Source organism: Streptomyces sp. NPDC088794, assembly GCF_044750545.1.
Lineage (GTDB): Bacteria > Actinomycetota > Actinomycetes > Streptomycetales > Streptomycetaceae > Streptomyces.
The window spans coordinates 195,905-219,085 of record NZ_JBIVKB010000017.1 but is presented as its reverse complement, the minus strand read 5'-3'; the positions used below and the strand labels follow the sequence as shown (position 1 = coordinate 219,085).

Annotated in this window: 18 protein-coding genes; 12 read left to right on the top strand and 6 right to left on the bottom strand. The window is 71.4% G+C overall.

Features of this window, described 5'->3' with window-relative positions; translation table 11 throughout:
• Both ACIP6U_RS38615 and ACIP6U_RS38610 read right to left on the bottom strand, forming a co-directional pair.
• Nucleotides 1-2,085 carry a YhgE/Pip family protein gene (locus tag ACIP6U_RS38615; protein WP_401727383.1) on the bottom strand — a complete coding sequence of 695 codons (2,085 nt, stop codon included), beginning with the start codon at nucleotides 2,083-2,085 and terminating at the stop codon, nucleotides 1-3.
• On the bottom strand, nucleotides 2,057-2,827 hold the full coding sequence (locus ACIP6U_RS38610; RefSeq protein WP_401727382.1) for an ATP-binding cassette domain-containing protein: 771 nt from the start codon (nucleotides 2,825-2,827) through the stop codon (nucleotides 2,057-2,059). Before ACIP6U_RS38610 ends, ACIP6U_RS38615 begins: the two co-directional genes overlap by 29 nt.
• A 179-nt stretch (nucleotides 2,828-3,006) precedes the next feature.
• Here ACIP6U_RS38610 and ACIP6U_RS38605 point away from each other — a divergent pair, with 179 nt between their 5' ends.
• The 3 genes from ACIP6U_RS38605 to ACIP6U_RS38595 all read left to right on the top strand — a co-directional run bounded on the left by ACIP6U_RS38605 (nucleotide 3,007) and on the right by ACIP6U_RS38595 (nucleotide 5,266).
• Nucleotides 3,007-3,579: an SAV_6107 family HEPN domain-containing protein gene (locus ACIP6U_RS38605; RefSeq protein WP_401727381.1), complete on the top strand. Its 573-nt coding sequence runs from the start codon at nucleotides 3,007-3,009 to the stop codon at nucleotides 3,577-3,579.
• Between the two features lie 189 nt (nucleotides 3,580-3,768).
• Nucleotides 3,769-4,596, top strand: a complete 828-nt coding sequence (locus ACIP6U_RS38600; RefSeq protein ID WP_401727380.1) for a methyltransferase — start codon at nucleotides 3,769-3,771, stop codon at nucleotides 4,594-4,596.
• 277 nt (nucleotides 4,597-4,873) lie between these two features.
• The gene (locus tag ACIP6U_RS38595; RefSeq protein WP_401727379.1) at nucleotides 4,874-5,266 is read left to right on the top strand and encodes a DUF3040 domain-containing protein; all 393 of its coding nucleotides are present in this window, start codon (nucleotides 4,874-4,876) and stop codon (nucleotides 5,264-5,266) included.
• 272 nt (nucleotides 5,267-5,538) lie between these two features.
• On the opposite strand, the gene ACIP6U_RS38590 is transcribed toward ACIP6U_RS38595, so the two are convergent.
• From ACIP6U_RS38590 to ACIP6U_RS38575, 4 genes are all read right to left on the bottom strand, one after another.
• Nucleotides 5,539-8,046 (bottom strand): DUF3488 and DUF4129 domain-containing transglutaminase family protein, encoded by a 2,508-nt coding sequence (locus tag ACIP6U_RS38590; protein WP_401727378.1) that lies wholly within the window; start codon nucleotides 8,044-8,046, stop codon nucleotides 5,539-5,541.
• Nucleotides 8,043-9,416, bottom strand: a complete 1,374-nt coding sequence (locus ACIP6U_RS38585) for a DUF58 domain-containing protein (protein ID WP_401727377.1) — start codon at nucleotides 9,414-9,416, stop codon at nucleotides 8,043-8,045. The genes ACIP6U_RS38590 and ACIP6U_RS38585 overlap by 4 nt, the downstream gene beginning before the upstream one ends.
• Nucleotides 9,416-10,453, bottom strand: a complete 1,038-nt coding sequence (locus ACIP6U_RS38580; RefSeq protein WP_401727376.1) for an AAA family ATPase — start codon at nucleotides 10,451-10,453, stop codon at nucleotides 9,416-9,418. Before ACIP6U_RS38580 ends, ACIP6U_RS38585 begins: the two co-directional genes overlap by 1 nt.
• A 207-nt stretch (nucleotides 10,454-10,660) precedes the next feature.
• Entirely contained in the window at nucleotides 10,661-11,209 is a 549-nt protein-coding gene (locus ACIP6U_RS38575) for a beta-class carbonic anhydrase (RefSeq protein WP_401727375.1), read from the bottom strand.
• Between the two features lie 338 nt (nucleotides 11,210-11,547).
• On the opposite strand from ACIP6U_RS38575, the gene rsmH reads away from it, so the two are divergent.
• From rsmH to murG, 9 genes are all read left to right on the top strand, one after another.
• A complete protein-coding gene (rsmH, locus tag ACIP6U_RS38570; protein ID WP_401727374.1) occupies nucleotides 11,548-12,504 on the top strand; it encodes a 16S rRNA (cytosine(1402)-N(4))-methyltransferase RsmH in 957 nt (318 codons plus the stop codon).
• Nucleotides 12,501-13,046 carry a septum formation initiator family protein gene (locus ACIP6U_RS38565; RefSeq protein ID WP_401727373.1) on the top strand — a complete coding sequence of 182 codons (546 nt, stop codon included), beginning with the start codon at nucleotides 12,501-12,503 and terminating at the stop codon, nucleotides 13,044-13,046. Before rsmH ends, ACIP6U_RS38565 begins: the two co-directional genes overlap by 4 nt.
• Before the next feature lie 5 nt (nucleotides 13,047-13,051).
• The gene (locus tag ACIP6U_RS38560) at nucleotides 13,052-15,019 is read left to right on the top strand and encodes a peptidoglycan D,D-transpeptidase FtsI family protein (protein WP_401727372.1); all 1,968 of its coding nucleotides are present in this window, start codon (nucleotides 13,052-13,054) and stop codon (nucleotides 15,017-15,019) included.
• A gap of 181 nt (nucleotides 15,020-15,200) precedes the next feature.
• Nucleotides 15,201-16,721: a UDP-N-acetylmuramoyl-L-alanyl-D-glutamate--2,6-diaminopimelate ligase gene (locus ACIP6U_RS38555; RefSeq protein WP_401727371.1), complete on the top strand. Its 1,521-nt coding sequence runs from the start codon at nucleotides 15,201-15,203 to the stop codon at nucleotides 16,719-16,721.
• Between the two features lie 4 nt (nucleotides 16,722-16,725).
• Entirely contained in the window at nucleotides 16,726-18,132 is a 1,407-nt protein-coding gene (gene murF / locus ACIP6U_RS38550) for a UDP-N-acetylmuramoyl-tripeptide--D-alanyl-D-alanine ligase (protein WP_401727369.1), read from the top strand.
• Nucleotides 18,129-19,202 carry a phospho-N-acetylmuramoyl-pentapeptide-transferase gene (gene mraY / locus ACIP6U_RS38545; protein WP_401727368.1) on the top strand — a complete coding sequence of 358 codons (1,074 nt, stop codon included), beginning with the start codon at nucleotides 18,129-18,131 and terminating at the stop codon, nucleotides 19,200-19,202. Before murF ends, mraY begins: the two co-directional genes overlap by 4 nt.
• Nucleotides 19,184-20,608, top strand: coding sequence for a UDP-N-acetylmuramoyl-L-alanine--D-glutamate ligase (gene murD, locus ACIP6U_RS38540; RefSeq protein WP_401727366.1), 1,425 nt, complete (start codon nucleotides 19,184-19,186; stop codon nucleotides 20,606-20,608). Before mraY ends, murD begins: the two co-directional genes overlap by 19 nt.
• A 101-nt stretch (nucleotides 20,609-20,709) precedes the next feature.
• Nucleotides 20,710-22,071 carry a putative lipid II flippase FtsW gene (gene ftsW / locus ACIP6U_RS38535; RefSeq protein ID WP_401727365.1) on the top strand — a complete coding sequence of 454 codons (1,362 nt, stop codon included), beginning with the start codon at nucleotides 20,710-20,712 and terminating at the stop codon, nucleotides 22,069-22,071.
• 6 nt (nucleotides 22,072-22,077) lie between these two features.
• A complete protein-coding gene (murG, locus tag ACIP6U_RS38530) occupies nucleotides 22,078-23,175 on the top strand; it encodes an undecaprenyldiphospho-muramoylpentapeptide beta-N-acetylglucosaminyltransferase (protein ID WP_124004270.1) in 1,098 nt (365 codons plus the stop codon).
• Nucleotides 23,176-23,181 lie beyond the last annotated feature (6 nt).

The following is a 23,181-nucleotide window of genomic DNA, read 5'->3' as shown; positions in this document are numbered from 1 at the left end:
TCACAGGCTCAGCTCCGGGTGCAGACGGTCGAGGGTCCACACCTGGCGGCGGCGGGCCGACAGCGCGGTCAGCGCGAGGGCGCCCGCGGTGAAGGCGATGAGCACCACGCACGCGTGCCACACCGGTCCCAGGCCCCCGCCCGTGATGAGCCTCCTGAGGGCCTCGACGATGTAACTCATCGGCAGGAAGGGGTGGATCGCGTTGAAGAAGTCCGGACTGGTCTGCACGGGGTAGGTGCCGCCCGCGGACGTCAACTGCAGCATCAGGAGGGCGAGTACGAGGATCCGGCCGGCCGCGCCGAAGCGCGCGTTCAGCCACTGCACGAGCGCCGCGAAGCACGCCGTGACCAGGAACAGGAAGCCCACGGTCCCGGCCGCGCGGGCCATCTCCAGGCCGATCGCCCAGTGCAGCACGGACATCAGGGCCACCGTCTGGAGCACCCCGATCGCCACCACCGGCAGCCAGCCCGCCAGCGCGATCCGCCACGCCGAAGCACCCGCGGCCAGCGCGCGCCGGTTCATCGGCGCGATCAGCATGTAGGCCACCATCGCGCCCACCCACAGGGACAGCGGGATGAAGTACGGGGCGAAACCGGTGCCGTAGTTGGGCGCCTTGTGCATGTCCTTGGAGACCAGCTGGACCGGGTCGGCCATCACGTCGGTGCGCGCGTCGCGGTCCTGCTGGTCGTAGTCGGGGATCTGCCCGGCGCCGTCGTGCAGCCCGCCGGCGAGCTTCCCGGAGCCGTCGACGAGCTTGTACATACCGCCGTTGAGATCCTCGGCACCCGTCTTGAGCTTGCCGACGCCCGCGTCCAGGTCCGTCGCACCCGAACTGGCCGTACCGAGCCCCTTGTTCAGTTTCTCCGCGCCCGCGGCGACCTTCCCCGCGCCCTCGTTGAGCTTGTTGATCTTGGCGACGGCGCCGGCCAGATCCTCGGAGAGGTGCGGCGCCCGGTCGGCGAGCGCCTGGGCCTGCTCCTGAAGGGTGGCGAGGTTCTTGTCGAGCTTCTTCAGGTCGCCGTCCTGGTCGCCGATCAGCGTGTTCAGGTCGTCGGCGACCGTGGCCACCTGGGCGGCGGCGTCCTTGGCCTTCTTCAGGTCGGAACAGGCCGGGTCCGGGAGTACGGGGTTCACGCAGCGTGCCTTGTAGACGTCGCTCAGCGTGTCGGCGGCCGTGTGGGCGCCCTTGGCGGCGATGGGGGCCGCCTTCACCAGGGTGCCGAGGTTCGCGCGGACGGCCTTCGAGGAGTCGGCGACCAGCTGAGCGGTGTCCCCGATGGTCTTCTCGTTGTCCTTGAGGAAGGGCCCCACCTTCGCGTCGACCCCGTTGACCTTGTCGGCGAGCGTCTGCGTACCGTCCGCCACGCGCGCGGAGCCGTCCGCCAGGTCACCGGCGCCCTGGTCGAGCTTCTTCAGCCCCTTGGACAGCTTGCCGCTGCCGTCCTTGGCGTCCTTCAGCCCGTCGGCGAGGTCCTGCGAGCCTTTCTCCGCCTTCCCGATGCCACCGTTGAGCTGGGCGGCGCCGTCGGCCGCCTTCACGGTCTGGCCGTGGATGTCGGAGAACGAGATGAAGATCTTGTCCAGGAAGGACCGTGACGCCTTGGTGGACGCGGCCTGACGCACCTCGCCGAAGACCGTCCGCGAGATCTGCCCGACGATGTAGTTGTTCGCGTCGTTCGTACGCACCTGGAGCGCGCCCGTCTCGGGGGAGTCGCCCGCGCTGGAGGCGATCCGCCGGCTGAGGTCGGCCGGCATGGTCAGCGACAGGTAGTACGTCCCGTCCTCCAGGCCCGCGCGTGCCTCGTCGGCGCTCACCTCGTGCCAGTCGAAGACGTCGCTCTCGCGCAGCCCCTCGGTGATGTCGGCGCCCGCCGAGACCTTCTTCCCGTCGGCGCTCGCCCCCTTGTCGTCGTTCACCAGGGCCACGGGGATGCGGTCGAGCCGGCCGTACGGGTCCCAGAACGACCACAGGTACAGGGCGCCGTACAGCAACGGCAGCACCAGGAGCGCGACCAGGGCGGCGCGGGGCAGCTTGCCCCGGCCGAAGCGGCGCAGCTCAAGGGCGGCGAGTCTCGGCGAGCGCATCGGCCTGCTCCTCCTTCGTGGATGTCTTCGGGGACGACTTCGGGAACGCGTGCGTGGACACCATGACGGTGCCTTCGGGGGCCTCGCCGCACACGGCCAGGACGGTCGTGCCGGACGCGGCGATCGACCTCAACAGCGCCCAGATCTCGGCCCGTTCGGCGTCCGTGAGCTTGAGGTCGGTGTCGTCGACGCCGAGCAGCCGGGGCCGGCCGACCAGGGCGAGGGCCACGGACAGCCGCAGCGCCTCCAGCCGCTCCAGATCCCGTACGGCAGTCCGGGAGCCCTTGGGCAGGGCCTCCGGGTCCAGCCCGGCGGTGGCCAAGGCGCTGTCGATCCGCAGCCGCGTCTCCGTCGCCCGCTCGGCCCTGGGGCGCAGCAGCCCGCGCAGGGAGTCGCCGAACCGCCGTTGCAGCAGCGCCCGTTCGAGCAGGTGCTCGCCGACGGTCAGCGCCGGGTCGAGGTCGGTGACGCCGGGGACATGGGCGAGCCCGCTGACGTGTCGCACGGCCGCCAACTGCTTCGGCAGCCGCCACTCGCCCACGGTCGCCGAACCCTCCGTAGGCCTCATCCGCCCGGTGAGCGCGAGCAGCAGACACGTACGGCCGGAGCCGGACGGTCCCTCGATCGCGATCAGCGAGCCCGGCTCCGCGTCGAGCGAGACACCACGGAAGGCCCAGCCGCGCGGGCCCTTCAGCCCGAGACCCCGGGCCGTGACGCCGACACCGGTCACGGTTTCCCCCATTCCCTGCACCCGTCCCCATCCGTATTGCCGTACCGTTTTTGAACTGACTGGTCAGTGCAAAAACTATCCCGAACCTTAGATCGAAGCAAAAGCGCAGGTCAGATCGGATTGTCAGTGGCATACCGCACGATGGACACATACGGCCACACAGCCGTCACGCAGACGACAGGAGGTTCGTCATGGCCAGCTACCACGCAGCCGCCGCCCGTCGGCGTCGCGCCACCGGCCCTGCCCCCTCACTGACCGGACCGGCGAGCGATGTGCACCCCGTACTGCGCCGGACCACGGCCCCACCTGCCGCCCTCGACCTGCTCGCCCAGGCCCGCGCCGGACTCGACGAGGCCGCCGTCCTGGAAACGTCCAACGAGCGTTACGCCACGGCCCATCTCGCCGCCCTGCGCACCGCCGCCGCGGTGCTCGCCGCCCGCGGGCGCCCCGAGCCGACCTCCCGACGGCGGGCCCGCATACGGAGCGCCTGGGAAGTGCTCCCCGAGATCGTGCCCGAACTCTCCGAGTGGAGCGCCCTGTTCGCCTCCGGCGCCACGCGCCGCGCCCGCGCCGAGGCCGGCATCCAGGGCGCGGCCAGCCGCCGCGACGCCGACGACCTGATACGCGACGTGGCGATGTTCCTCCGTCTGGTCGAGCGCATGCTCGTCCTCCAGCCGGTCCTCCCACAGCCACGCCAGGACACCGATCACCAGGAGGCGACTTCGGACGTGAACCGCGAACGCGACTACCCGGACGCGGGATGAGGCCGGGCCTCGATGCCCCCAGGTCCGGCTCGTGAGACGGGTCGTCCGGGGACGCCGTCGGGTGACCGGGGCAGGCATGGGAGGCAATAGGGTGGAGGGCGCCTGAAGCCTCCCGCATGCCCCGGCAGGGGAGGCGTTCCGTTCGCTCCGCCGCGCAAGAGGCGGTGCCGCGCCGAGGAGTCAACTGCCGTGTCGGACCCGATGCGCCCGCCCGTCTCCCACGACCGCCCGCAAACGACGCCGCCGCGCTCCGAGCCCTCCCGTCCGCGCGCCTCCCTCCGTACCGCCGTGGTGTGGGAGGTCCTCCAGGACGCCCTCGACCGGCAGGTCAAGGCCACCGGCCGGGAGGCGCTGGACGTCCTCGACACCGGCGGCGGCAGCGGCAACTTCGCGGTGCCCGTCGCCCGCCTCGGCCACCGCGTCACCGTCGTCGACCCCAGCCCCAACGCCCTGTTCGCGCTGGAGCGCCGCGCCGCCGAGGCCGGTGTCGCCGACCGTGTCCAGGGCGTCCAGGGCGACGCCCACGGGCTCTTCGAGGTGGTCGAGCGCGGTGGCTACGACGCGGTGCTGTGCCACGGCGTCCTGGAGTACGTGGACGACCCGGCCGAGGGCGTCCGCAACGTGGTGGCCGCCCTCCGCTCCGAGGGCGTCCTCAGCCTGCTCGCCGCCGGACTCGGCGGAGCCGTGCTCGCGCGCGCCCTCGCCGGCCACTTCAACGAGGCCCGCCAGGCCCTCACCGACCCGAACGGCCGCTGGGGCACGGGTGACCCCGTTCCGCACCGCTTCACGGCCGAGCAGCTCACCGCGCTGGTCGAGGGCGCGGGCCTCACGGTCGGTGCCGTGCACGGCGTCCGGGTCTTCGCCGATCTGGTCCCCGGCGTGCTCGTGGACACCGAGCCCGGCGCCCTGGAGGCGCTGCTCAAGCTGGAGGAGGCGGCGGCCGAGCTCCCCGCCTTCCACTCGGTCGCCACCCAGCTTCACGTGCTCGGTGAGACGCGAGGGGCTGGCGAGGTCTGAGCGGCCTCCTGTGCCGCGCCGCTGATCAGGTACTTGACTGCACATGGAGTACGCCACAGGCCCCCCGATCGGGCGCTCGTCGCCGTATGATCGAGGGAGACCACCCGGCATGACGGGTCGGCCGCTGGGGAATGGAAGATTCAGCGGACCGGGACGCTCATGGCGGATTCCGGTTGGCCAATTGGCGCAGAGGGGCGGGTTTCACGGGGGCGATTCCCTGCCTATCCTGAAGGGACCCCCCGAGTCGCCCCGGCGACTGCACGATGAGGAGGACTCCGTGCCGCTCTCGGAGCACGAGCAGCGAATGCTCGAGCAGATGGAGCGAGCGCTGTACGCCGAAGATCCCAAGTTCGCGACAGCGCTTGAGGGAAGCGGGCTGCGCACGTACACCCGGCGACGGGTCTACCAGGCGGTCGCGGGCTTCCTCGTGGGTATCGCGCTCCTCATGGCTGGAATGGTCGCCAAGCAGGTCTGGCTCAGCGTGGTGGGATTCCTCGTCATGCTGGGCTGTGCGGTACTCGCCGTGACCGGCTGGCGCAAGGCCCCCAAGCCAGGTGAGCAGCCCGCCGGTGCCCCGCAGGCGCGCCGTCAGGGACGGCAGAAGCGCTCGATGATGGACAGGATCGAGCAGCGCTGGCAACGGCGCCGCGACGAACAGCAGGGCCAATAGCTCTACGAGCCGCTCTTCACCACGCGGTTGAGGGGGTGACCACCGGACGGGTGGTCACCCCCTCACGCACGCCCTGACGCCGGACGCAGCTGGAGGCGCACGGCACGGCCGGAGGCATGCGGCGGTTACCGGCAGACCGCTGCCGACACCTGTGACGCTGCCCGCGGCCCAGGGCTGCCGACAGCAGCAGACGGCCCCGGCCTCCGGAGGGGGTCCTCCGTGCAGCCGGGGCCGTATCGGGCCTCTCGGGCCGTCTCGCTCACACGGACGGCTCAGCCGCCCTGCTGTTGTCCGGACGGGCGTCGCAGCGCGGTCGCCCACCGTTCGGCCCAGCGGGCCTTGAGAGCCGTCCAGCGGTCCGAGGCGTCCCAGAGCGCCCGGACGGCCGAACGGGGCGCCACGACCGCACGCAGCCGGGTGCGCCGGCTCGCCCGGGACCGCAGGGCCACCCGCAGCTTGCGCACATCGTCGGCCAGGCCGGGCACGGCCCGCGGCTGCGGTGCGAACAGCACCTGCTCCACGGCGTGCGCCACCCGGTGCACCGACTCGGCCGGCTCCGGCTCCAGCTGCCCCAGCCGCACGATCCGCGCGGCCGCCTTGCGCGGGGTCAGCGCGTCGTCCGGCTCGATCCCGTAGTCCCAGGCGGTGTCCGTGAGCTCGCGCCAGACGGCCAGGACATGCCCGGCGGCCGCCTCGGCGGAGTACTCGGGCACGATCTCGTCCGGCAGGACCGCCACGGTGACACCGTCGGCGGTGGCCGTGCCCCCGGCTCCCGCCTTGCGCCGGCCCCGGGGCAGCCCCGGGCCGGACGAGGCGTGCTGGGCCGAGGCCAGCCGCACCTGGCGCCTTCTCAGCCGCCACAGCATGGGCAGCAGCGGTGCCACGACCGCCAACAGGCCGAGCAGCGTCCAGCTCACGATCTCGTACCAGGGCGGGCCGGCGTCGCCCGGCGTCGATGTGTCCAGCGGGAGCGCGCCCGCGCAGGCCTCCAGCTTCTTGTCCTGAGCGTCGCAGCTCGTGCTCGCCGAGGGCGCCGCCGAGGTGGACGCGCCCGCGGACGTCGAGGGCCGTGCCACATCGGGGAGCGAGCTGCCGGGCGCCTCCGTCTGGGTGTACGAGGGGGTCGTACCGCGGTTCGGGGTCGGCTCGAAGCGGGTCCAGCCCACGCCCTCGAAGTACAGCTCGGGCCAGGCGTGCGCGTCCTTCAGACCCACCGTCACCGAACCGTCCGCCTGCGGCGTTCCGGGGGCGAAGCCCACCGCGACCCGGGCCGGGATGCCCAGGCTGCGGGCCATCGCCGCCATCGCGAAGGAGAAGTGGACGCAGAAGCCCTGCTTGTCCTTCAGGAACTTGGCTATCGCGTTCGGTCCGGTGCCGACGTCCACCTGGGTGTCGTACTCGAAGCCGCCGTCGAGGGTGAAGTAGTCCTGGAGCTTGACCGCCTGCTCGTAGTGGTTCGTCGCCCCCTCGGTGACCTGACGGGCCGTCCTCGCGACCACCCCGGGCACCGAGTCCGGCACCTGGGTGTACTGGCGCTTCAGGGCGGCGGGCGGCTCCGGCGCGTCGGCGAGCTGCTCGGCCGTCGGCTGCACGTCCAGGCTCTTGACCGTGTACGTCTCTCCGCCGGTGGTCTGGCCGTGGTCGCCGACGAGCGTCATGCCCACCGGCTCGTAGCGCCAGTTGCCCGTGATGTCCACGCCGCTGGGCGGATAGGGCATCGGCAGCCAGTCCTGCTGGTACCAGCCCGCGGCCGAGACGCGGGTCTCGATCTCCGCCCGCTTCACGTCGCCGCTGAGGCCGGTCGGGGTGGGCAACTGGGCCGGTACGGAGGTGATGTGACGCTTGGCCGGCTTCCAGGTGCTGCCGTCGAAGTCGTCCAGCGACACGATCCGCAGGTACATGTCCGAGAGGTCGTCGCTGTTGGTCTTCAGGGTCAGGACCTGGCGGTCCTCGTCCACGTTCAGATTGTCGCGCAGCGAGACGAGGGGGTTGACGGCGGAGATCGTGCCCCCGCTGCCGTTGCCCGCGCCGACTCCCGTGCCCGCGCCGTCCAGCAGACCGCCGTCCATCGACGGCAGGGCGATGGGCACGACCAGGGCGAGGCCGAGCGCGACCACGCCGATGCGCCGTCCCGCGCGGACCGGCGCCACCGCGCCGGGCTCGCCGCCCGGGGTGCGTGCCGCCGCGCCGAAGACCCGGCCCCACTGGGAGAGCCGGTCTCTGCCCTCGGCGAGCAGCAGCATCAGATAGCCGGCCGCCGCGACCAGGAACCACAGCCAGTCGGCACCGCCCTCGGACAAGCCGGCGGCCACCGAGTACAGCGCGAGCAGCGGCAGGCCGGCCGGGGCCGCGCTGCGGAAGGTCACCGCGAGGGTGTCCACCGCGAGCCCGATCACCAGGACACCGCCGAGGATCATCAGCCGGATGCCGTCGGACTCCAGCGGGGCCGGGATCGCGTACCGGGAGATGTCGTCGCCGCCCTGCCGCAGCAGGTCGGCGAAGTGCTGGAAGGCCTGCGGGCCGGGCACGATCCCGAGGAGGGCCTGCTGCCGGGCGAAGATCAGGGTCAGCATCATCAGCGTGACCAGGGCCTGCGCGGCCACGGTCAGCGGCCGGGCCAGCGGCACCCGCCGGGTCGCCGCGCCCACGCCGGTCTGCACGGCCAGCAGGAACGCCACCTGGAGGATCCAGGTGGCCGGCTCGACCAGCGGCAGCAGGGCGCAGGACGCCAGCAGCGTGGCCGCCCAGGCGAACACCGCCAGTCGTGCCCGTCCGCTCATGATCCCGTCCCCTCACCGATCGTCCCGCCGGCGGCGGTCAGGCCCGTGCGCTCACGGTCCGCCTGGCGCCACAGCTCGGTCAGCGAGGCCGCCCGCGGCACCAGCACGGCCGTCCAGCCCGCCTCCCGCAGCATCCGCAGCCGGTCCCCGCTCCTGTCCAACGCCCCGGGCACATCGGTCGGTTCCCGCACCCAGGAGTCGCTGTCCAGGACGAAGGCGACCGCGCCGCCGCTGCGCTGGCGCATCTTGGCGGCCACCGCGGCCTGTTCCTCGTCGAGGTCGCCGAAGAAGGCCACCAGCAGCCCCTCGTTGCCACCGCGCAGCACGTCGTAGGCGCGGGACAGGCCCGTGCCGTCCGAGTGGTCGATCACCGCGAGCGTGTCCATCATCAGGCCGGCCGCGTCGGCCGTCTCCTGACTGGCGCCCGCGAACCCGTCGGCGCCCTCGCCGGGCACCGAATTGCCGGTGTCCGTCAACAGCCGTACGGAAAAGCCCCGTTCGAGCATGTGCACCAGCACCGACGCGGTGGCCGAGACGGCCCACTCGAAGGCCGAGTCGGGGCCCGCGCCCTCGAAGGCGAGACCCCGGGTGTCCAGCAGCACCGTGCACCGGGAGCGCTGGGGCTGCTCCTCGCGGCGCACCATCAGCTCGCCGTAACGAGCCGTCAGCCGCCAGTGGACGCGGCGCAGGTCGTCGCCGTAGCGGTACCCGCGCGGGATCACGTCGTCCTCGCCGGCCAGGGCGAGCGAGCGCTGGCGCCCCTCGCCGTACCCCTTGGACTCGCCGGTCAGCCGCACCGGCGGCAGCGCCTCCACGCGCGGGATCACCGTCAGGGTGTCGTACGTCGAGAAGGAGCGGGTCAGCTCGCACATCCCGAACGGGTCGGTCAGGCGCAGCTGGAGGGGGCCCAGCGGATAGCGGCCGCGCAGGTCGGAGCGGACCCGGTAGGACACCTCGCGGCGGCCGCCCGGCTCCACCCGGTCGAGCACGAAGCGGGGGCGCGGGCCGAGGACGTAGGGCACCCGGTCCTGGAGCATCAGCAGGCCCGTGGGCAGCCGGGAGACGTTGTCCATCCGCAGATGGACGCGGGCCTCGCTGCCGGCCGGCACGCGCGCGGGGGAGAGCCGGCGGCTGCCGGCCACCCGGTAGCGGGTGCGGTACAGGAACAGCGCGCAGACCAGGGGCAGCGCGGCGAGCAGCAGGCCCACCCGCAGCAGGTCGCTCTGGCCCAGGACGTAGGCGCAGATCGCGGCCGCGATACCGGCCGCGAGGAAGGAGCGGCCGCGGGTGGTCAGACCCGCGAGGGCCGTACGGACGCCGCCCTTCTCGTCGCGCTCGGCGTCCGGATGCCCGGTGCTCCCGGTGGACATCACAGCCTCCGTGGCGGCTGCTGGCCGTATCCGGGCGAGCCGTGACCGATGCCGTAGCCGCCCTGCTGCTGGGGCGTCGCGGGCACCGGGGTGCGCTGGAGGATCTCCTGGACCACCTGCTCCGCCGTGCGGCGGTTGAGCTGGGCCTGGGCGGTCGGCAGCAGCCGGTGGGCCAGGACGGCGACGGCGAGCGCCTGGATGTCGTCCGGCAGGGCGTACTCACGGCCGCTGAGGGCGGCGGACGCCTTCGCCGCGCGCAACAGATGCAGCGTCGCGCGCGGTGAGGCGCCGAGTCTGAGGTCGGGGTGCGTGCGCGTGGCCGAGACCAGGTCCACCGCGTACCTGCGGACCGTGTCGGCCACGTGGACACCCCGGACGGCCTCGATCAGCTTCACGATGTCGTGCGCGTGCGCCACCGGCTGGAGGTCCTCCAGCGGGGACACGCCACCGTGCACGTCGAGCATCTGCAGCTCGGCCTCCACGCTGGGGTAGCCCACCGAGACCCGGGCCATGAAGCGGTCGCGCTGCGCCTCGGGCAGCGGGTAGGTGCCCTCCATCTCGACCGGGTTCTGGGTGGCCACCACCATGAAGGGGCTGGGCAGCTCGTAGGTCGTCCCGTCGATGGTGACCTGGCGCTCCTCCATGGACTCCAGGAGCGCGGACTGCGTCTTCGGCGAGGCCCGGTTGATCTCGTCGCCGATCACGATCTGCGCGAAGATCGCGCCCGGTTTGAACTCGAAGTCCCGGCGCTGCTGATCCCAGATGGACACCCCTGTGATGTCCGAGGGGAGCAGGTCAGGGGTGAACTGGATTCGCCGTACCGAACAGTCGATGGACCGTGCCAGCGTTTTGGCCAGCATCGTCTTGCCCACGCCGGGGACATCCTCGATCAGAAGATGTCCCTCGGCGAGCAGCACGGTCAGCGAAAGCCGTACGACCTCGGGCTTGCCCTCGATCACTCCTTCCACCGAACTGCGGACACGCTCCGCAGTGGCGGTCAGATCAGTGAGGCTCGCTCGATCGTCATAGGTCGTCACCCGGCCCTCCTCGGCCCGTTCTTTCCACGGGCCGTCGCGCTGTACTGCGGACCGGCCCACCCCGAACACGGACACCGCCCGGGAAAAGTTCCCTGCGGCGTCACACCCGCATTCTTGCTGCCGTTACCGTTTCGTGTCACTCGACTGTGGACAACTGGCCGCGATATGTCGGGTTTTACCGTGCTTGGCATCCAGCATGCCTGGGATTTACGCCGGGTCGACCTCGCGCAGCAGGCCGGTCTTCACGTCGAACACGAAACCGCGCACGTCGTCGGCGTGCAGCAGGAACGGCGAGGTGCGCACGCGCTGCATGGACTGGCGTACGTCCTGGTCGACGTCCCGGAAGGACTCCACGGCCCAGGCGGGGCGCTGGCCGACCTCCAGTTCCAGCTCGGTGCGGAAGTCCTCGGTGAGGGCCTCCAGGCCGCAGCCGGTGTGGTGGATCAGGACGATGCTGCGGGTGCCGAGCTTGCGCTGGCTGATGGTGAGCGAGCGGATCACGTCGTCGGTGACCACACCGCCCGCGTTGCGGATGGTGTGGCAGTCGCCGAGCTCCAGGCCGAGCGCGGCGTGCAGGTCCAGGCGGGCGTCCATGCAGGCCACGACGGCGACGTGCAGGACGGGACGGGCGTCCATACCGGGGTCGGTGAAGGCGGCGGCGTACCGTTCGTTCGCCTCGACGAGGCGGTCGGTCACGGTACCGCCGTCGGATATGGCGCCTTCGGTTGCGGTGGCAGCGGATGCGGAAGTCGTCATATCTACGACGGTACTGGTCACAGTCGTCCCGGTCCTGTGGTGAGGAGGGAAAAAGAGCGTCATCACGTGCACTGTGTGAGGTAAGCCACACAGGTGACGGAGCGGGGTCCGTCCGGGTGGTTCATACCGGTTCGCGGCTTCGCCCGACAGCCCGGCCGTGACGCGCAGGCCGGTTGATTGACCGCGGGAGGCCGTGGACTAAAGTGACGCGAAGCGGGAGCCGAGGCGCTCCCTGCTGGACTGAAATCCCCAGGAGACCCCGGCGGCAGCGCCGGAATTCTCCCCGCGGGCGGGGACCCGGCGGTGCGGGCCGGCCGCGCCGGACCTGAGAGGGCCCCTTGAGCCAGAGTCGACATGTTCCGGTGATGCTCCAGCGGTGCCTGGACCTTCTGGCGCCCGCCCTGGAGGCGCCCGGAGCGGTGGTCGTCGACTGCACCCTGGGCCTCGGCGGCCACAGCGAGGCCCTGCTGGAGCAGTTCCCCGAGGCCCGTCTGGTCGCCCTGGACCGCGACAAGGAGGCGCTGCGCCTGTCCGGCGAGCGGCTCGCCCCCTTCGGTGACCGCGCCACCCTCGTGCACGCCGTCTACGACGAGCTGCCCGAGGTGCTCGACCGGCTCGGCATCGCGCGCGTGCAGGGCGTCCTGTTCGACCTCGGCGTCTCCTCCATGCAGCTCGACGAGGCCGACCGCGGCTTCGCCTACGCCCAGGACGCCCCGCTCGACATGCGCATGGACCAGACGACCGGCATCAGCGCCGCCGAGGTCCTCAACACCTATCCGCCGGGCGAACTCGTCCGTATCCTGCGGGCCTACGGCGAGGAGAAGCAGGCCAAGCGGATCGTGTCCGCCGTGGTGCGCGAGCGCGACAAGGAGCCGTTCAGCAACAGCGCGCGGCTGGTCGAGCTGATCCGCGACGCGCTGCCGCAGGCCGCCAAGCGCACCGGCGGCAACCCGGCCAAGCGCACCTTCCAGGCGCTGCGCATCGAGGTCAACGGCGAGCTGTCCGTGCTGGAACGGGCGATCCCGGCCGCCGTCGGCGCGCTCGCCGTGGGCGGACGGATCGCCGTCCTGTCGTACCACTCGCTGGAGGACCGCCTGGTCAAGCAGGTGTTCGCGGCCGGCGCCGCCACCACGGCGCCGCCCGGACTGCCGGTCGTCCCGGAGCAGTACCAGCCCAGGCTCAAGCTGCTCACGCGTGGTGCCGAACTTCCCACCGAGGAAGAGGTCGCCGACAACCGGCGGGCAGCGCCGGCCCGCCTGCGCGGCGCCGAGCGCATCAGGGAGGCCATCGAGTGAGCAGGAAACCCGAACTGAGGGGGCGGGCCGCGCGGCTCGCGCGGCTCTTCCCGGGCACCACGGGCCGCGGCCAGGCGGCGGCCCGCACGCCCTTCGTCCTCCTCGTCGTCCTCCTCCTCGGCGGCGGTCTGATCGGGCTCCTGGTGCTGAACTCGGCTCTCAGCGAAGGCTCGTTCAAGCTGGACGACCTCCAGAGGGACACCAAGAACCTCACGGACGAGGAACAGGCCCTCCAGCGGGACATCGACTCCTACTCCGCCCCCGACGCCCTCCAGCGCCGCGCACGCGAGCTGGGCATGGTCCCCGGCGGCGACCCCGCCTTCCTGAACCGCGACGGCACCGTCAAGGGCGTCCCCTCGGCCGCCGCCGCCCGGGAGCCCGCCGTACAGATCCCGCTGGTGCTGCGCCCGCCGGAGACCATCACGCACCCACCGGCGCCCACCACCTCCCCGGCCACGGCGGCCACCCCCTCGGCGACGCCCTCGGCAACGCCGGCCGTGCCGACCTCGACGCCGACTCCGACCACGACCCCCGGCAGGTGACGGAAGTGTCCGACAGGGAACCGCCGCGCCGACGCGTCCCCGGCCCCGCACGCTCCTCCTCCGGCCGGCCCGTCTCCGGCCAGCGGCGCCCGGGACCCGGCGCCCGCCCGACCCGGCGCCCGGCACCGGCCCGCCCGGCGGCCCCCAACGCCCTGCGCCTGGGCAGCCCCCGTCCCCGGCTGCGCATGGTCGGCCTGGCGCTGGCCCTGGTGCTGATCGCCTTCGTCGTACGACTGCTCCAGGTGCAGGCCGTCGACGCGAGCGCGTACGCCGCCAAGGCCGACCAGAACCGGTACGTCGGCCACGTACTGGCCGCCGAGCGCGGCGGGATCACCGACCGCAACGGCGTCGCCCTCGCCGCCAGCGTGGACGCCTACGACCTCACGGCCGACCCGACGATGTTCAACCGCAAGATGCTCGGCATCGACGACGGACCCGAGCAGGCGGCCGCGCTGCTCGCCCCGATCCTCGGCCAGGACCAGGCCACGCTCGTCAAGAAGCTGCGGCCCGCCAACAAGGAGAGCCGTTACGTCCTGCTGGCGCGCCGTCAGACCCCGCAGGTCTGGACGCAGATCAAGGATCTGAAGAGCGCGCTCAACGAGAAGGCGGACACCGACTCCTCCACCGTCAACGTCCTCGCCGGCGTCTTCGCCGACCCCAGCAGCAAGCGCGTGTACCCCAACGGCGACCTCGCCGCCGGGATACTGGGCTGGGTCAACGACGAGGGCAAGGGCGGCGGTGGCGTCGAGCAGCAGCTCAACAAGGTGCTCACCGGCAAGGACGGCAAGATCCGCTACGCCCAGTCCGGCGGCCGTCTGGTGCCCACCGTGGGCTCCACGGAGACGCCCGCCGTGCCCGGCAGCGACGTCGAGCTCACCATCGACCGCGACATCCAGTGGGCCGCGCAGAACGCCATCTCCAAGCAGGTCAAGGAGTCGAAGGCCGACCGCGGTTACGTGATAGTGCAGGACACCCGCACCGGCGAGGTCCTCGCGATGGCCGACTCACCCGGCTTCGACCCCAACGACCTGTCCGACGCGAACCCCGCGGCGCTCGGCAACGCGGCCCTCCAGGACGCCTACGAGCCCGGCTCCACCGCCAAGGTCATGTCGATGGCCGCCGTCCTGGAGGAGAACGTCGCCACCCCGCTGACGCACGTCGTCGTGCCCAACCGGCTGCACCGCGGCGACCGCCTCTTCAAGGACGACATCGACCACGCCACCTGGAACCTGACGCTCAACGGCGTGCTCGCCAAGTCCAGCAACATCGGCACCATCCTGGCCACCGGCCAGCTCGGCAAGACCCAGCCGCAGGCCAACCAGGTCCTCTACTCCTACCTGCGCAAGTTCGGCCTCGGCAGCTACTCCGGGCTGGACTTCCCCGGCGAGACCAAGGGCATCCTCGCCCCGCCCGACAAGTGGTCGACCTCGCAGCAGTACACGATTCCTTTCGGCCAGGGCGTGTCCCTCAACGCGATGCAGGCGGCCTCGGTCTACTCGACGATCGCCAACGGCGGTGTCCGCGTCGAACCCACGCTCGTACGCGGCGAGAAGGGTCCCGACGGACGCTTCACGCCCGCCGCGAAGCCCAAGGAGACGCGGGTGGTCAGCGAGAAGACGGCGAAGACGCTCGCCAAGATGCTGGAGTCGGTCGTGGACGACCAGGAGGGCACCGGCACCAAGGCGCGCATCCCCGGCTACCGCGTCGCGGGCAAGACGGGTACGGCCAACCGTGTGGATCCGGCCACCGGCAGGTACAGCGGCTACACCTCGTCGTTCGCCGGCTTCGCGCCCGCCGACAACCCCCGGATCACCGTCTACTGCGCCATCCAGAACGCCACCAAGGGCAGCTACTTCGGCGGCCAGATCTGCGGACCCATCTACAAGGAGGTGATGGAGTTCGCGCTGAAGACCCTTCAGGTCCCGCCCACCGGGGCCAAGGCCGCGAACCTGCCCGTCAGTTTCACGCCCTGACCGACCGCCCCATGCCCTGATCAGCGCTACCAGCCAGGAACGCTCCGTGACCATGATCACCCCCGATCCCGGGGACCACGCTTCGCCCGCGCCCTCGCTTCGCTCCCGGGCGGGTGCGCCCGGTACGCTCACCGCCGTGCCACACGCTGATCAGTCCCAAACCACCCAGAAGGGCGTTTCCGTGACCTATCCGGGGCCGCCACGACCGGTCCGGGTCTCCGCCACACCCCTCGCGGAGCTCGCCGATCAGCTGACCGTCGCCACGCCGGACAGCACCGCGGAGGTCACGGGCATCACCCATGACTCGCGCGCCGTCCGCCCCGGCGACCTGTACGCCGCCCTCCCGGGCGCCCGCGCGCACGGCGCCGACTTCGTGACGCAGGCCGTCGGCCTCGGCGCGGTCGCCGTGCTCACCGATCCGACCGGCGCCGAGCGCGCCGCCGCGACCGGCCTGCCGGTCCTGGTGGTCGAGAACCCGCGCGGGCGGATGGGCGAACTGGCGGCCACGATCTACGGCCACCCCGGCCGCGACCTGCTCCAGATCGGCATCACCGGCACCTCCGGCAAGACCACCACCGCATACCTCGTCGAGGGCGGTCTGCAGACCAAGAACAACACCGGCCTCATCGGCACGGTCGAGACGCGCATCGGCGACGAGCGCATCAAGTCCGAGCGCACCACCCCCGAAGCCACCGATCTGCAGGCCCTGTTCGCGGTGATGCGCGAGCGCGGGGTCGAGGCGGTCGCCATGGAGGTCTCCAGCCACGCGCTGGTGCTCGGCCGGGTCGACGGCTGCGTCTTCGACATCGGCGTCTTCACCAACCTCAGCCCGGAACACATGGAGTTCCACTCCGACATGGAGGACTACTTCCGGGCCAAGGCACAGCTGTTCACACCGGAGCGCAGCAGGCTCGGCGTGGTCAACTTCGACGACGAGTACGGCCGTCGGCTCGCCCAGGAGGCCACCGTCCCGGTCGTCACCTACTCCGCCGAGGGCCACCCGGACGCCGACTGGCGCGCCGCGGACGTCGAGATCGGCCAACTGGACTCGACCTTCACCGTGATCGGCCCCGAGGGCGAGCGGATCCACGCCAAGGCACCGCTGCCGGGGCCCTTCAACGTGGCCAACACCCTCGCCGCGATCGTCTCGTTGGCCGCCGCCGGGCTCGACCCGCAGTCCGCCGCCGACGGCGTCGCCGCGGTGCCGGGCGTGCCGGGGCGCCTGGAGCGCGTGGACGCCGGACAGCCCTATCTCGCGGTCGTCGACTACGCCCACAAGACGGACGCCGTCGAATCGGTCCTGCGCGCCCTGCGCAAGGTCACCGAGGGCAGGCTGCACGTCGTGCTCGGCTGCGGCGGGGACCGGGACAAGACCAAACGCGAGCCGATGGGCGCCGCGGTGGCCCGGCTCGCCGACACCGCCGTACTGACCTCCGACAACCCCCGCTCCGAGGATCCCCTCGCGATCCTCGCAACCATGCTCCGGGGCGCGGCGTCCGTGCCGGTACACGAACGCGGTGAGGTCCAGGTCTTCGAGGACCGGGCCGCCGCGATCGCCGCGGCCGTCGCCCGCGCGGAACCGGGTGACACGGTGCTGGTGGCCGGAAAGGGCCACGAGCAGGGCCAGGACATCGCCGGGGTGGTCCGTCCCTTCGACGACCGCCAGGTGCTTCGAGAAGCCATCCAGAAGACCCAGGGATGAACTTGTGATCGCCCTCTCTCTCGCCGAGATCGCAGAAGTCGTCGGCGGGCGGACTCACGACATACCGGATCCGTCGGTGCAGGTGCACGGACCCGTCGTCATCGACTCCCGCAAGGTGGCGGACGGCAGTCTGTTCGCCGCCTTCGTGGGGGAGCACGTCGACGGCCACGACTACGCGGACAAGGCCGTCCACGCGGGCGCCGTCGCCGTGCTGGCGCAGCGCCCCGTCGGAGTGCCCGCGATCGTCGTCGAGGACGTCCAGACGGCCCTCGGCGCCCTCGCACGGCACGTCGTGCAACGGCTCGGCGCCACCCTCGTGGCCCTCACCGGCTCTGCGGGCAAGACCAGCACCAAGGACCTCATCGCCCAGGTGCTGGCGCGCAAGGCGCCGACCGTGTTCACGCCCGGCTCGCTCAACAACGAGATCGGACTGCCGCTGACGGCCCTGTCCGCCACCGAAAACACGAAGTTCCTCGTGCTGGAGATGGGCGCCCGCGGCATCGGACACATCCGCTACCTCACGGAGTTGACGCCTCCGAGGATCGGCCTCGTCCTGAACGTCGGCACCGCCCACATCGGCGAGTTCGGCGGGCGCGAGCAGATCGCGCAGGCGAAGGGCGAGTTGGTGGAGTCCCTGCCGGCGGACGGCACCGCGATCCTCAACGCGGACGATCCCCTCGTACGGGCCATGACGTCCCGGACGAAGGCGAAGGTGCTGCTGTTCGGGGAGGGCGACGAAGCGGACGTACGCGCCGAGAACGTGCGACTCACGGACAGCGGACAGCCCGCCTTCAGCCTTCGCACACCCTCCGGGTGCAGCGAAGTGACCATGCGCCTGTACGGTGAGCACCACGTGTCGAACGCGCTCGCCGCGGCCGCCGTCGCCCATGAGCTGGGCATGTCCGCAGCTGAGATCGCCACCGCGCTCTCCGAGGCGGGCTCCCTCTCCCGCTGGCGTATGGAGGTCACCGAGCGCCCGGACGGCGTCACCGTCGTCAACGACGCCTACAACGCCAACCCCGAGTCCATGCGAGCCGCACTGCGCGCGCTCGCGGCCATGGGGAGGGGACGGCGGACCTGGGCGGTGCTCGGCAAGATGGCCGAGCTCGGGGACGAGGCGCTCGCCGAGCACGACGCGGTCGGGCGGCTCGCCGTCCGGCTCAACGTCAGCAAGCTCGTCGCGGTCGGGGGCAGGGAAGCGTCCTGGCTCCAACTGGGCGCATATAACGAGGGTTCGTGGGGTGAGGAGTCGGTGCACGTGTCCGACGCACAGGCGGCGGTCGATCTGTTGCGCAGCGCATTGCGCCCGGGAGACGTCGTGCTCGTGAAGGCGTCCCGTTCGGTCGGCCTGGAGAGTGTCGCTCAGGCGCTCCTTGAGACCGGTGCCGAGGGTGAGGTCGCTGCCCGATGATGAAGCAGATCCTCTTCTCGGGTGTCATCGGTCTCTTCCTGACGCTGATCGGCACCCCGCTGCTGATCAAGCTCCTCGCCCGCAAGGGCTACGGCCAGTACATCCGTGACGACGGCCCGCGCGAGCACGCCAGCAAGCGCGGTACGCCGACGATGGGCGGTATCGCCTTCATCTTCGCCACGGTCGCCGCCTACTTCCTGTCCAAGGTCATCACCGGCTACGCCCCGACCTACTCGGGCCTGCTGGTGCTCGGCCTGATGTGCGGGATGGGCCTGGTCGGCTTCCTGGACGACTACATCAAGATCGTCAAGCGGCGTTCGCTGGGTCTGAGGGCCAAGGCGAAGATGGCCGGTCAGCTGATCGTCGGCATCTCTTTCGCGGTGCTCTCGCTGCAGTTCCCGGACGCCATCGGCAACACCCCGGCGTCCACCAAGCTGTCCTTCATCACGGACTTCGGCTGGACCATCGGCCCGGTCCTGTTCGTGGTCTGGGCGCTGTTCATGATCCTTGCGATGTCCAACGGCGTGAACCTGACGGACGGCCTGGACGGTCTCGCCACCGGTGCCTCCGTGCTCGTCTTCGGCGCCTACACGTTCATCGGCGTCTGGCAGTTCCAGGAGTCCTGCGCCAACGCGATGACCCTGACCAACCCCAACGCCTGCTACCAGGTACGGGATCCGCTGGATCTCGCGGTCATCGCCTCCGCGCTGATGGGTTCCTGCCTCGGCTTCCTGTGGTGGAACACCTCGCCGGCCAAGATCTTCATGGGTGACACCGGTTCACTCGCGCTCGGCGGTGTCGTCACGGGCCTCGCGATCCTGTCCCGCACGGAACTCCTCGTCGCCATCATGGGTGGCCTGTTCGTCCTGATCACCATGTCGGTGGTCATCCAGGTCGGCTCCTTCAAGCTCACCGGCAAGCGCGTCTTCCGCATGGCACCGCTCCAGCACCACTTCGAACTCAAGGGCTGGTCCGAGGTCCTGGTGGTGGTCCGCTTCTGGATCATCCAGGGCATCTGTGTGATCGTCGGCCTCGGCCTCTTCTACGCGGGATGGGCAGCGGAAAAGTGACCGACTGGCAGGGCACGCGCGTCACCGTCGCCGGACTCGGCGTCTCCGGCCTCCCGGCGGCCAGGGCGCTGCACGCGCGCGGGGCGGAGGTCACCGTCGTCAACGACGGCGACGACGCACGCGCGCGTGAGCAGGCCGCGGAGCTGGAAGCGCTCGGCATCACCGTCCGCCTCGGCGACGGCGCGTCCCTGCCCGAGGGCACCGAACTCGTCGTCACCGCGCCCGGCTGGCAGCCGGACAAGCCGCTGTTCACGGCGGCCCGCGCGGCCGGCGTCGAGATCTGGGGCGACGTCGAACTGGCCTGGCGCCTCAGGGGCCCCGATGCCGCTCCCTGGCTGGCCGTCACGGGCACCAACGGCAAGACCACCACCGTCCAGATGCTGGCGTCCATCCTGAAGGCGGCGGGCCTGCGCACGGCCGCCGTCGGCAACATCGGCGTCTCGCTCCTGGACGCGGTGCTGGGCGAGGAGACCTACGACGTCCTCGCCGTGGAGCTGTCGAGCTATCAGCTCCACTGGGCGCCCTCCCTGCGCGCCCACTCGGCCGCCGTGCTGAACCTGGCCCCCGACCACCTCGACTGGCACGGCTCCATGGAGGCGTACGCCGCCGACAAGGGCCGTATCTACGAGGGCAATCGCGTCGCCTGCGTCTACAACCTGGCCGACAAGGCCACCGAGGAACTGGTGCGCGAGGCGGACGTCGAGGAGGGGTGCCGGGCGATCGGGTTCACCCTCGGCACGCCGGGGCCGTCCCAACTCGGCGTCGTGGACGGCATCCTGGTCGACCGCGCCTTCGTGGAGAACCGGCAGAAGAACGCCCAGGAGCTCGCCGAGGCCTCCGACGTCAACCCGCCGGCCCCGCACAACATCGCCAACGCCCTTGCCGCGGCGGCCCTCGCGCGCGCGTTCGGGGTGCCCGCGACCGCCGTACGCGACGGGCTCAGGAACTTCACGCCGGACGCGCACCGCATCGCCCACGTGGCCGACGTGGACTCGGTCGCGTACATCGACGACTCCAAGGCGACCAACACGCACGCGGCGGAGGCCTCGTTGGCCGCGTACGAGTCGATCGTGTGGATCGCGGGCGGGCTCGCCAAGGGCGCGACCTTCGACGAACTGGTCGCCAAGTCGGCAAAGCGACTGCGCGGAGCCGTCCTGATCGGCCGGGACCGCGCCCTGATCCGCGAAGCCCTGGCGCGACACGCGCCGGAAGTACCCGTCGTCGACCTCGACCGGACCGACACTGGGGCGATGCTCGCGGCTGTCCAGGAGGCCCAGGCGCTCGCCCGCCCCGGCGACACGGTGCTGCTGGCCCCCGCCTGCGCCTCGATGGACATGTTCGCCAACTACAACAAGCGCGGTGACGCGTTCGCGGCGGCGGTCCGCGAACTCGGCGCGGGCGCCTGACGGCGGGTCTCGGCCTCATAGGGTGCTGCGGGACCCTTGGAGGGACGACGGGATGACGCGGATGTTGCTCGGGTTCGGTCGGCGGATGCGAGGAGCCGGTGATGTCCAGTAGCCGTACGGGCCGTCCTCCGGTCCAGCGGGCGGTCCGGCGGCCCGCCGCCTCCCGGCCGCCCCGCGACAACCCCGTGCAGCGCCTGTACGACAACGCCAGACGCGCCTGGGACCGGCCGCTGACGGCGTACTACCTGATCCTCGGTGGCAGCATGCTGATCACCGTGCTCGGTCTTGTGATGGTCTACTCGGCCTCCCAGATCACCGCGCTGCAGCTTTCGTTGCCCGGGTCGTTCTTCTTCCGCAAGCAGTTTCTCGCCGCCTGCATCGGCGGGGTGCTGCTGCTGGTGGCCTCCCGGATGCCGGTCAAACTGCACCGGGCGCTGGCCTATCCGATCCTCGCGGGCGCCGTCTTCATGATGGCGCTGGTACAGGTGCCGGGGATAGGGATGTCGGTCAACGGCAACCAGAACTGGATCTCGCTCGGCGGCTCCTTCCAGATCCAGCCCAGCGAGTTCGGCAAGCTGGCGCTGGTGCTGTGGGGCGCGGACCTGATGGCCCGCAAGCAGGACAAGGGCATGCTGATCCAGTGGAAGCACATGCTGGTGCCGCTGGTCCCGGTCGCCTTCCTGCTGCTCGGCCTGATCATGCTCGGCGGCGACATGGGTACGGCGATCATCCTGACGGCGATCCTGTTCGGCCTGCTGTGGCTGGCCGGGGCGCCCACCCGGCTCTTCGTCGGGGTGCTGTCGATCGCCCTCACCCTGGGCTTCATCCTCATCAAGACCAGCCCCAACCGCATGGCCCGGCTCTCCTGCATCGGCGCGACCGAGCCGAAGACCGGGGTCGCGGACTGCTGGCAGGCCGTGCACGGCATCTACGCGCTGGCCTCCGGCGGAATCTTCGGATCGGGGCTCGGCGCGAGTGTGGAAAAATGGGGTCAACTCCCGGAAGCGCACACGGACTTCATCTTCGCCGTCACCGGTGAGGAACTGGGTCTGGCGGGGACGCTGTCGGTGCTCGCCCTCTTCGCGGCTCTAGGCTATGCGGGTATCCGCGTGGCCGGACGCACGGAGGACCCCTTCGTCAGGTATGCCGCCGGAGGCGTGACCACCTGGATCACCGCGCAGGCGGTGATCAACATCGGTGCGGTGCTCGGCCTGCTGCCGATCGCCGGAGTCCCGCTCCCGCTGTTCTCCTACGGAGGATCCGCCCTGCTGCCGACCATGTTCGCCATCGGGCTGCTGATCGCGTTCGCGCGTGACGATCCCGCTGCGCGGGCGGCGCTTTCCATGCGGCAACCCCGCTTTGGTAGAAAGCGGGCGGGAGGCACCGTGCGGGACCGGGGGCCTCGGAGATGGAACACGATGCGACGGCGTGCCCCGGGGGCGCGTTCGTCCGGAGAGCGGTGAATTTCGGTGCATGTCGTACTCGCCGGTGGGGGGACCGCCGGCCACATCGAGCCGGCGCTCGCCCTCGCGGATGCCCTGCGCAGGCAGGACCCGACCGTGGGGATCACGGCCCTGGGCACCGAGCGCGGCCTGGAGACCACGCTCGTACCGCAGCGGGGCTACGAGCTGGCGCTGATCCCCGCCGTCCCGCTGCCCCGCAAGCCCACCCCTGAACTGATCACCGTCCCGGGCCGGCTGCGCGGCACGATCAAGGCGACCGAGCAGATCCTGGAGCGCACGAAGGCCGACGCGGTCGTCGGCTTCGGCGGTTACGTGGCCCTGCCCGGCTATCTCGCCGCCAAGCGCCTGGGCGTGCCGATCATCATCCACGAGGCCAACGCCCGCCCCGGCCTCGCCAACAAGATCGGCTCGCGCTACGCCGCGAAGGTCGCCGTCTCCACCCCGGACAGCAAGCTCCGGGACGCCCGCTACATCGGCATCCCGCTGCGCCGCACGATCGCCACCCTGGACCGGGCCGCGGCCCGCCCCGAGGCACGGCAGCTGTTCGGCCTCGACCCCAACCTGCCCACGCTGCTGGTCTCCGGCGGCTCGCAGGGCGCCCGCCGCCTCAACGAGGTGGTCCAGCAGGTCGCTCCCTGGCTCCAGCAGGCCGGCATCCAGATCCTGCACGCGGTCGGCCCGAAGAACGAACTGCCGCACGTACAGCAGATGCCGGGAATGCCCCCGTACATCCCGGTAAGTTACGTGGACCGGATGGACCTCGCGTACGCCGCGGCCGACATGATGCTCTGCCGCGCGGGCGCGATGACCGTCGCCGAACTCTCCGCCGTCGGACTGCCGGCCGCCTACGTCCCGCTGCCCATCGGCAACGGCGAACAGCGGCTGAACGCCCAGCCGGTGGTCAAGGCCGGCGGTGGACTGCTGGTCGACGACGCGGAACTGACGCCCGATTGGATCCGGGCGAACGTGCTGCCCGTGCTCGCCGACCCGCACCGGCTGTACGAGATGTCCCGCGCCGCCGCCGAGTTCGGCCGCCGGGACGCCGACGACCTGCTCGTCGGCATGGTGTACGAGGCGATCGCCGCCCACCGTGCACACCGTTAGGGATCG

Coding starts and splice junctions, on each gene's coding strand:
- ACIP6U_RS38615 (WP_401727383.1), bottom strand. CDS start 2,085: ATGCGCTCGCCGAGACTCGCCGCCCTTGAGCTGCGCCGCTTCGGCCGG.
- ACIP6U_RS38610 (WP_401727382.1), bottom strand. CDS start 2,827: ATGGGGGAAACCGTGACCGGTGTCGGCGTCACGGCCCGGGGTCTCGGG.
- ACIP6U_RS38605 (WP_401727381.1), top strand. CDS start 3,007: ATGGCCAGCTACCACGCAGCCGCCGCCCGTCGGCGTCGCGCCACCGGC.
- ACIP6U_RS38590 (WP_401727378.1), bottom strand. CDS start 8,046: ATGAGCGGACGGGCACGACTGGCGGTGTTCGCCTGGGCGGCCACGCTG.
- ACIP6U_RS38585 (WP_401727377.1), bottom strand. CDS start 9,416: ATGTCCACCGGGAGCACCGGGCATCCGGACGCCGAGCGCGACGAGAAG.
- ACIP6U_RS38575 (WP_401727375.1), bottom strand. CDS start 11,209: ATGACGACTTCCGCATCCGCTGCCACCGCAACCGAAGGCGCCATATCC.
- mraY (WP_401727368.1), top strand. CDS start 18,129: ATGATGAAGCAGATCCTCTTCTCGGGTGTCATCGGTCTCTTCCTGACG.
- murD (WP_401727366.1), top strand. CDS start 19,184: ATGGGCAGCGGAAAAGTGACCGACTGGCAGGGCACGCGCGTCACCGTC.
- ftsW (WP_401727365.1), top strand. CDS start 20,710: ATGTCCAGTAGCCGTACGGGCCGTCCTCCGGTCCAGCGGGCGGTCCGG.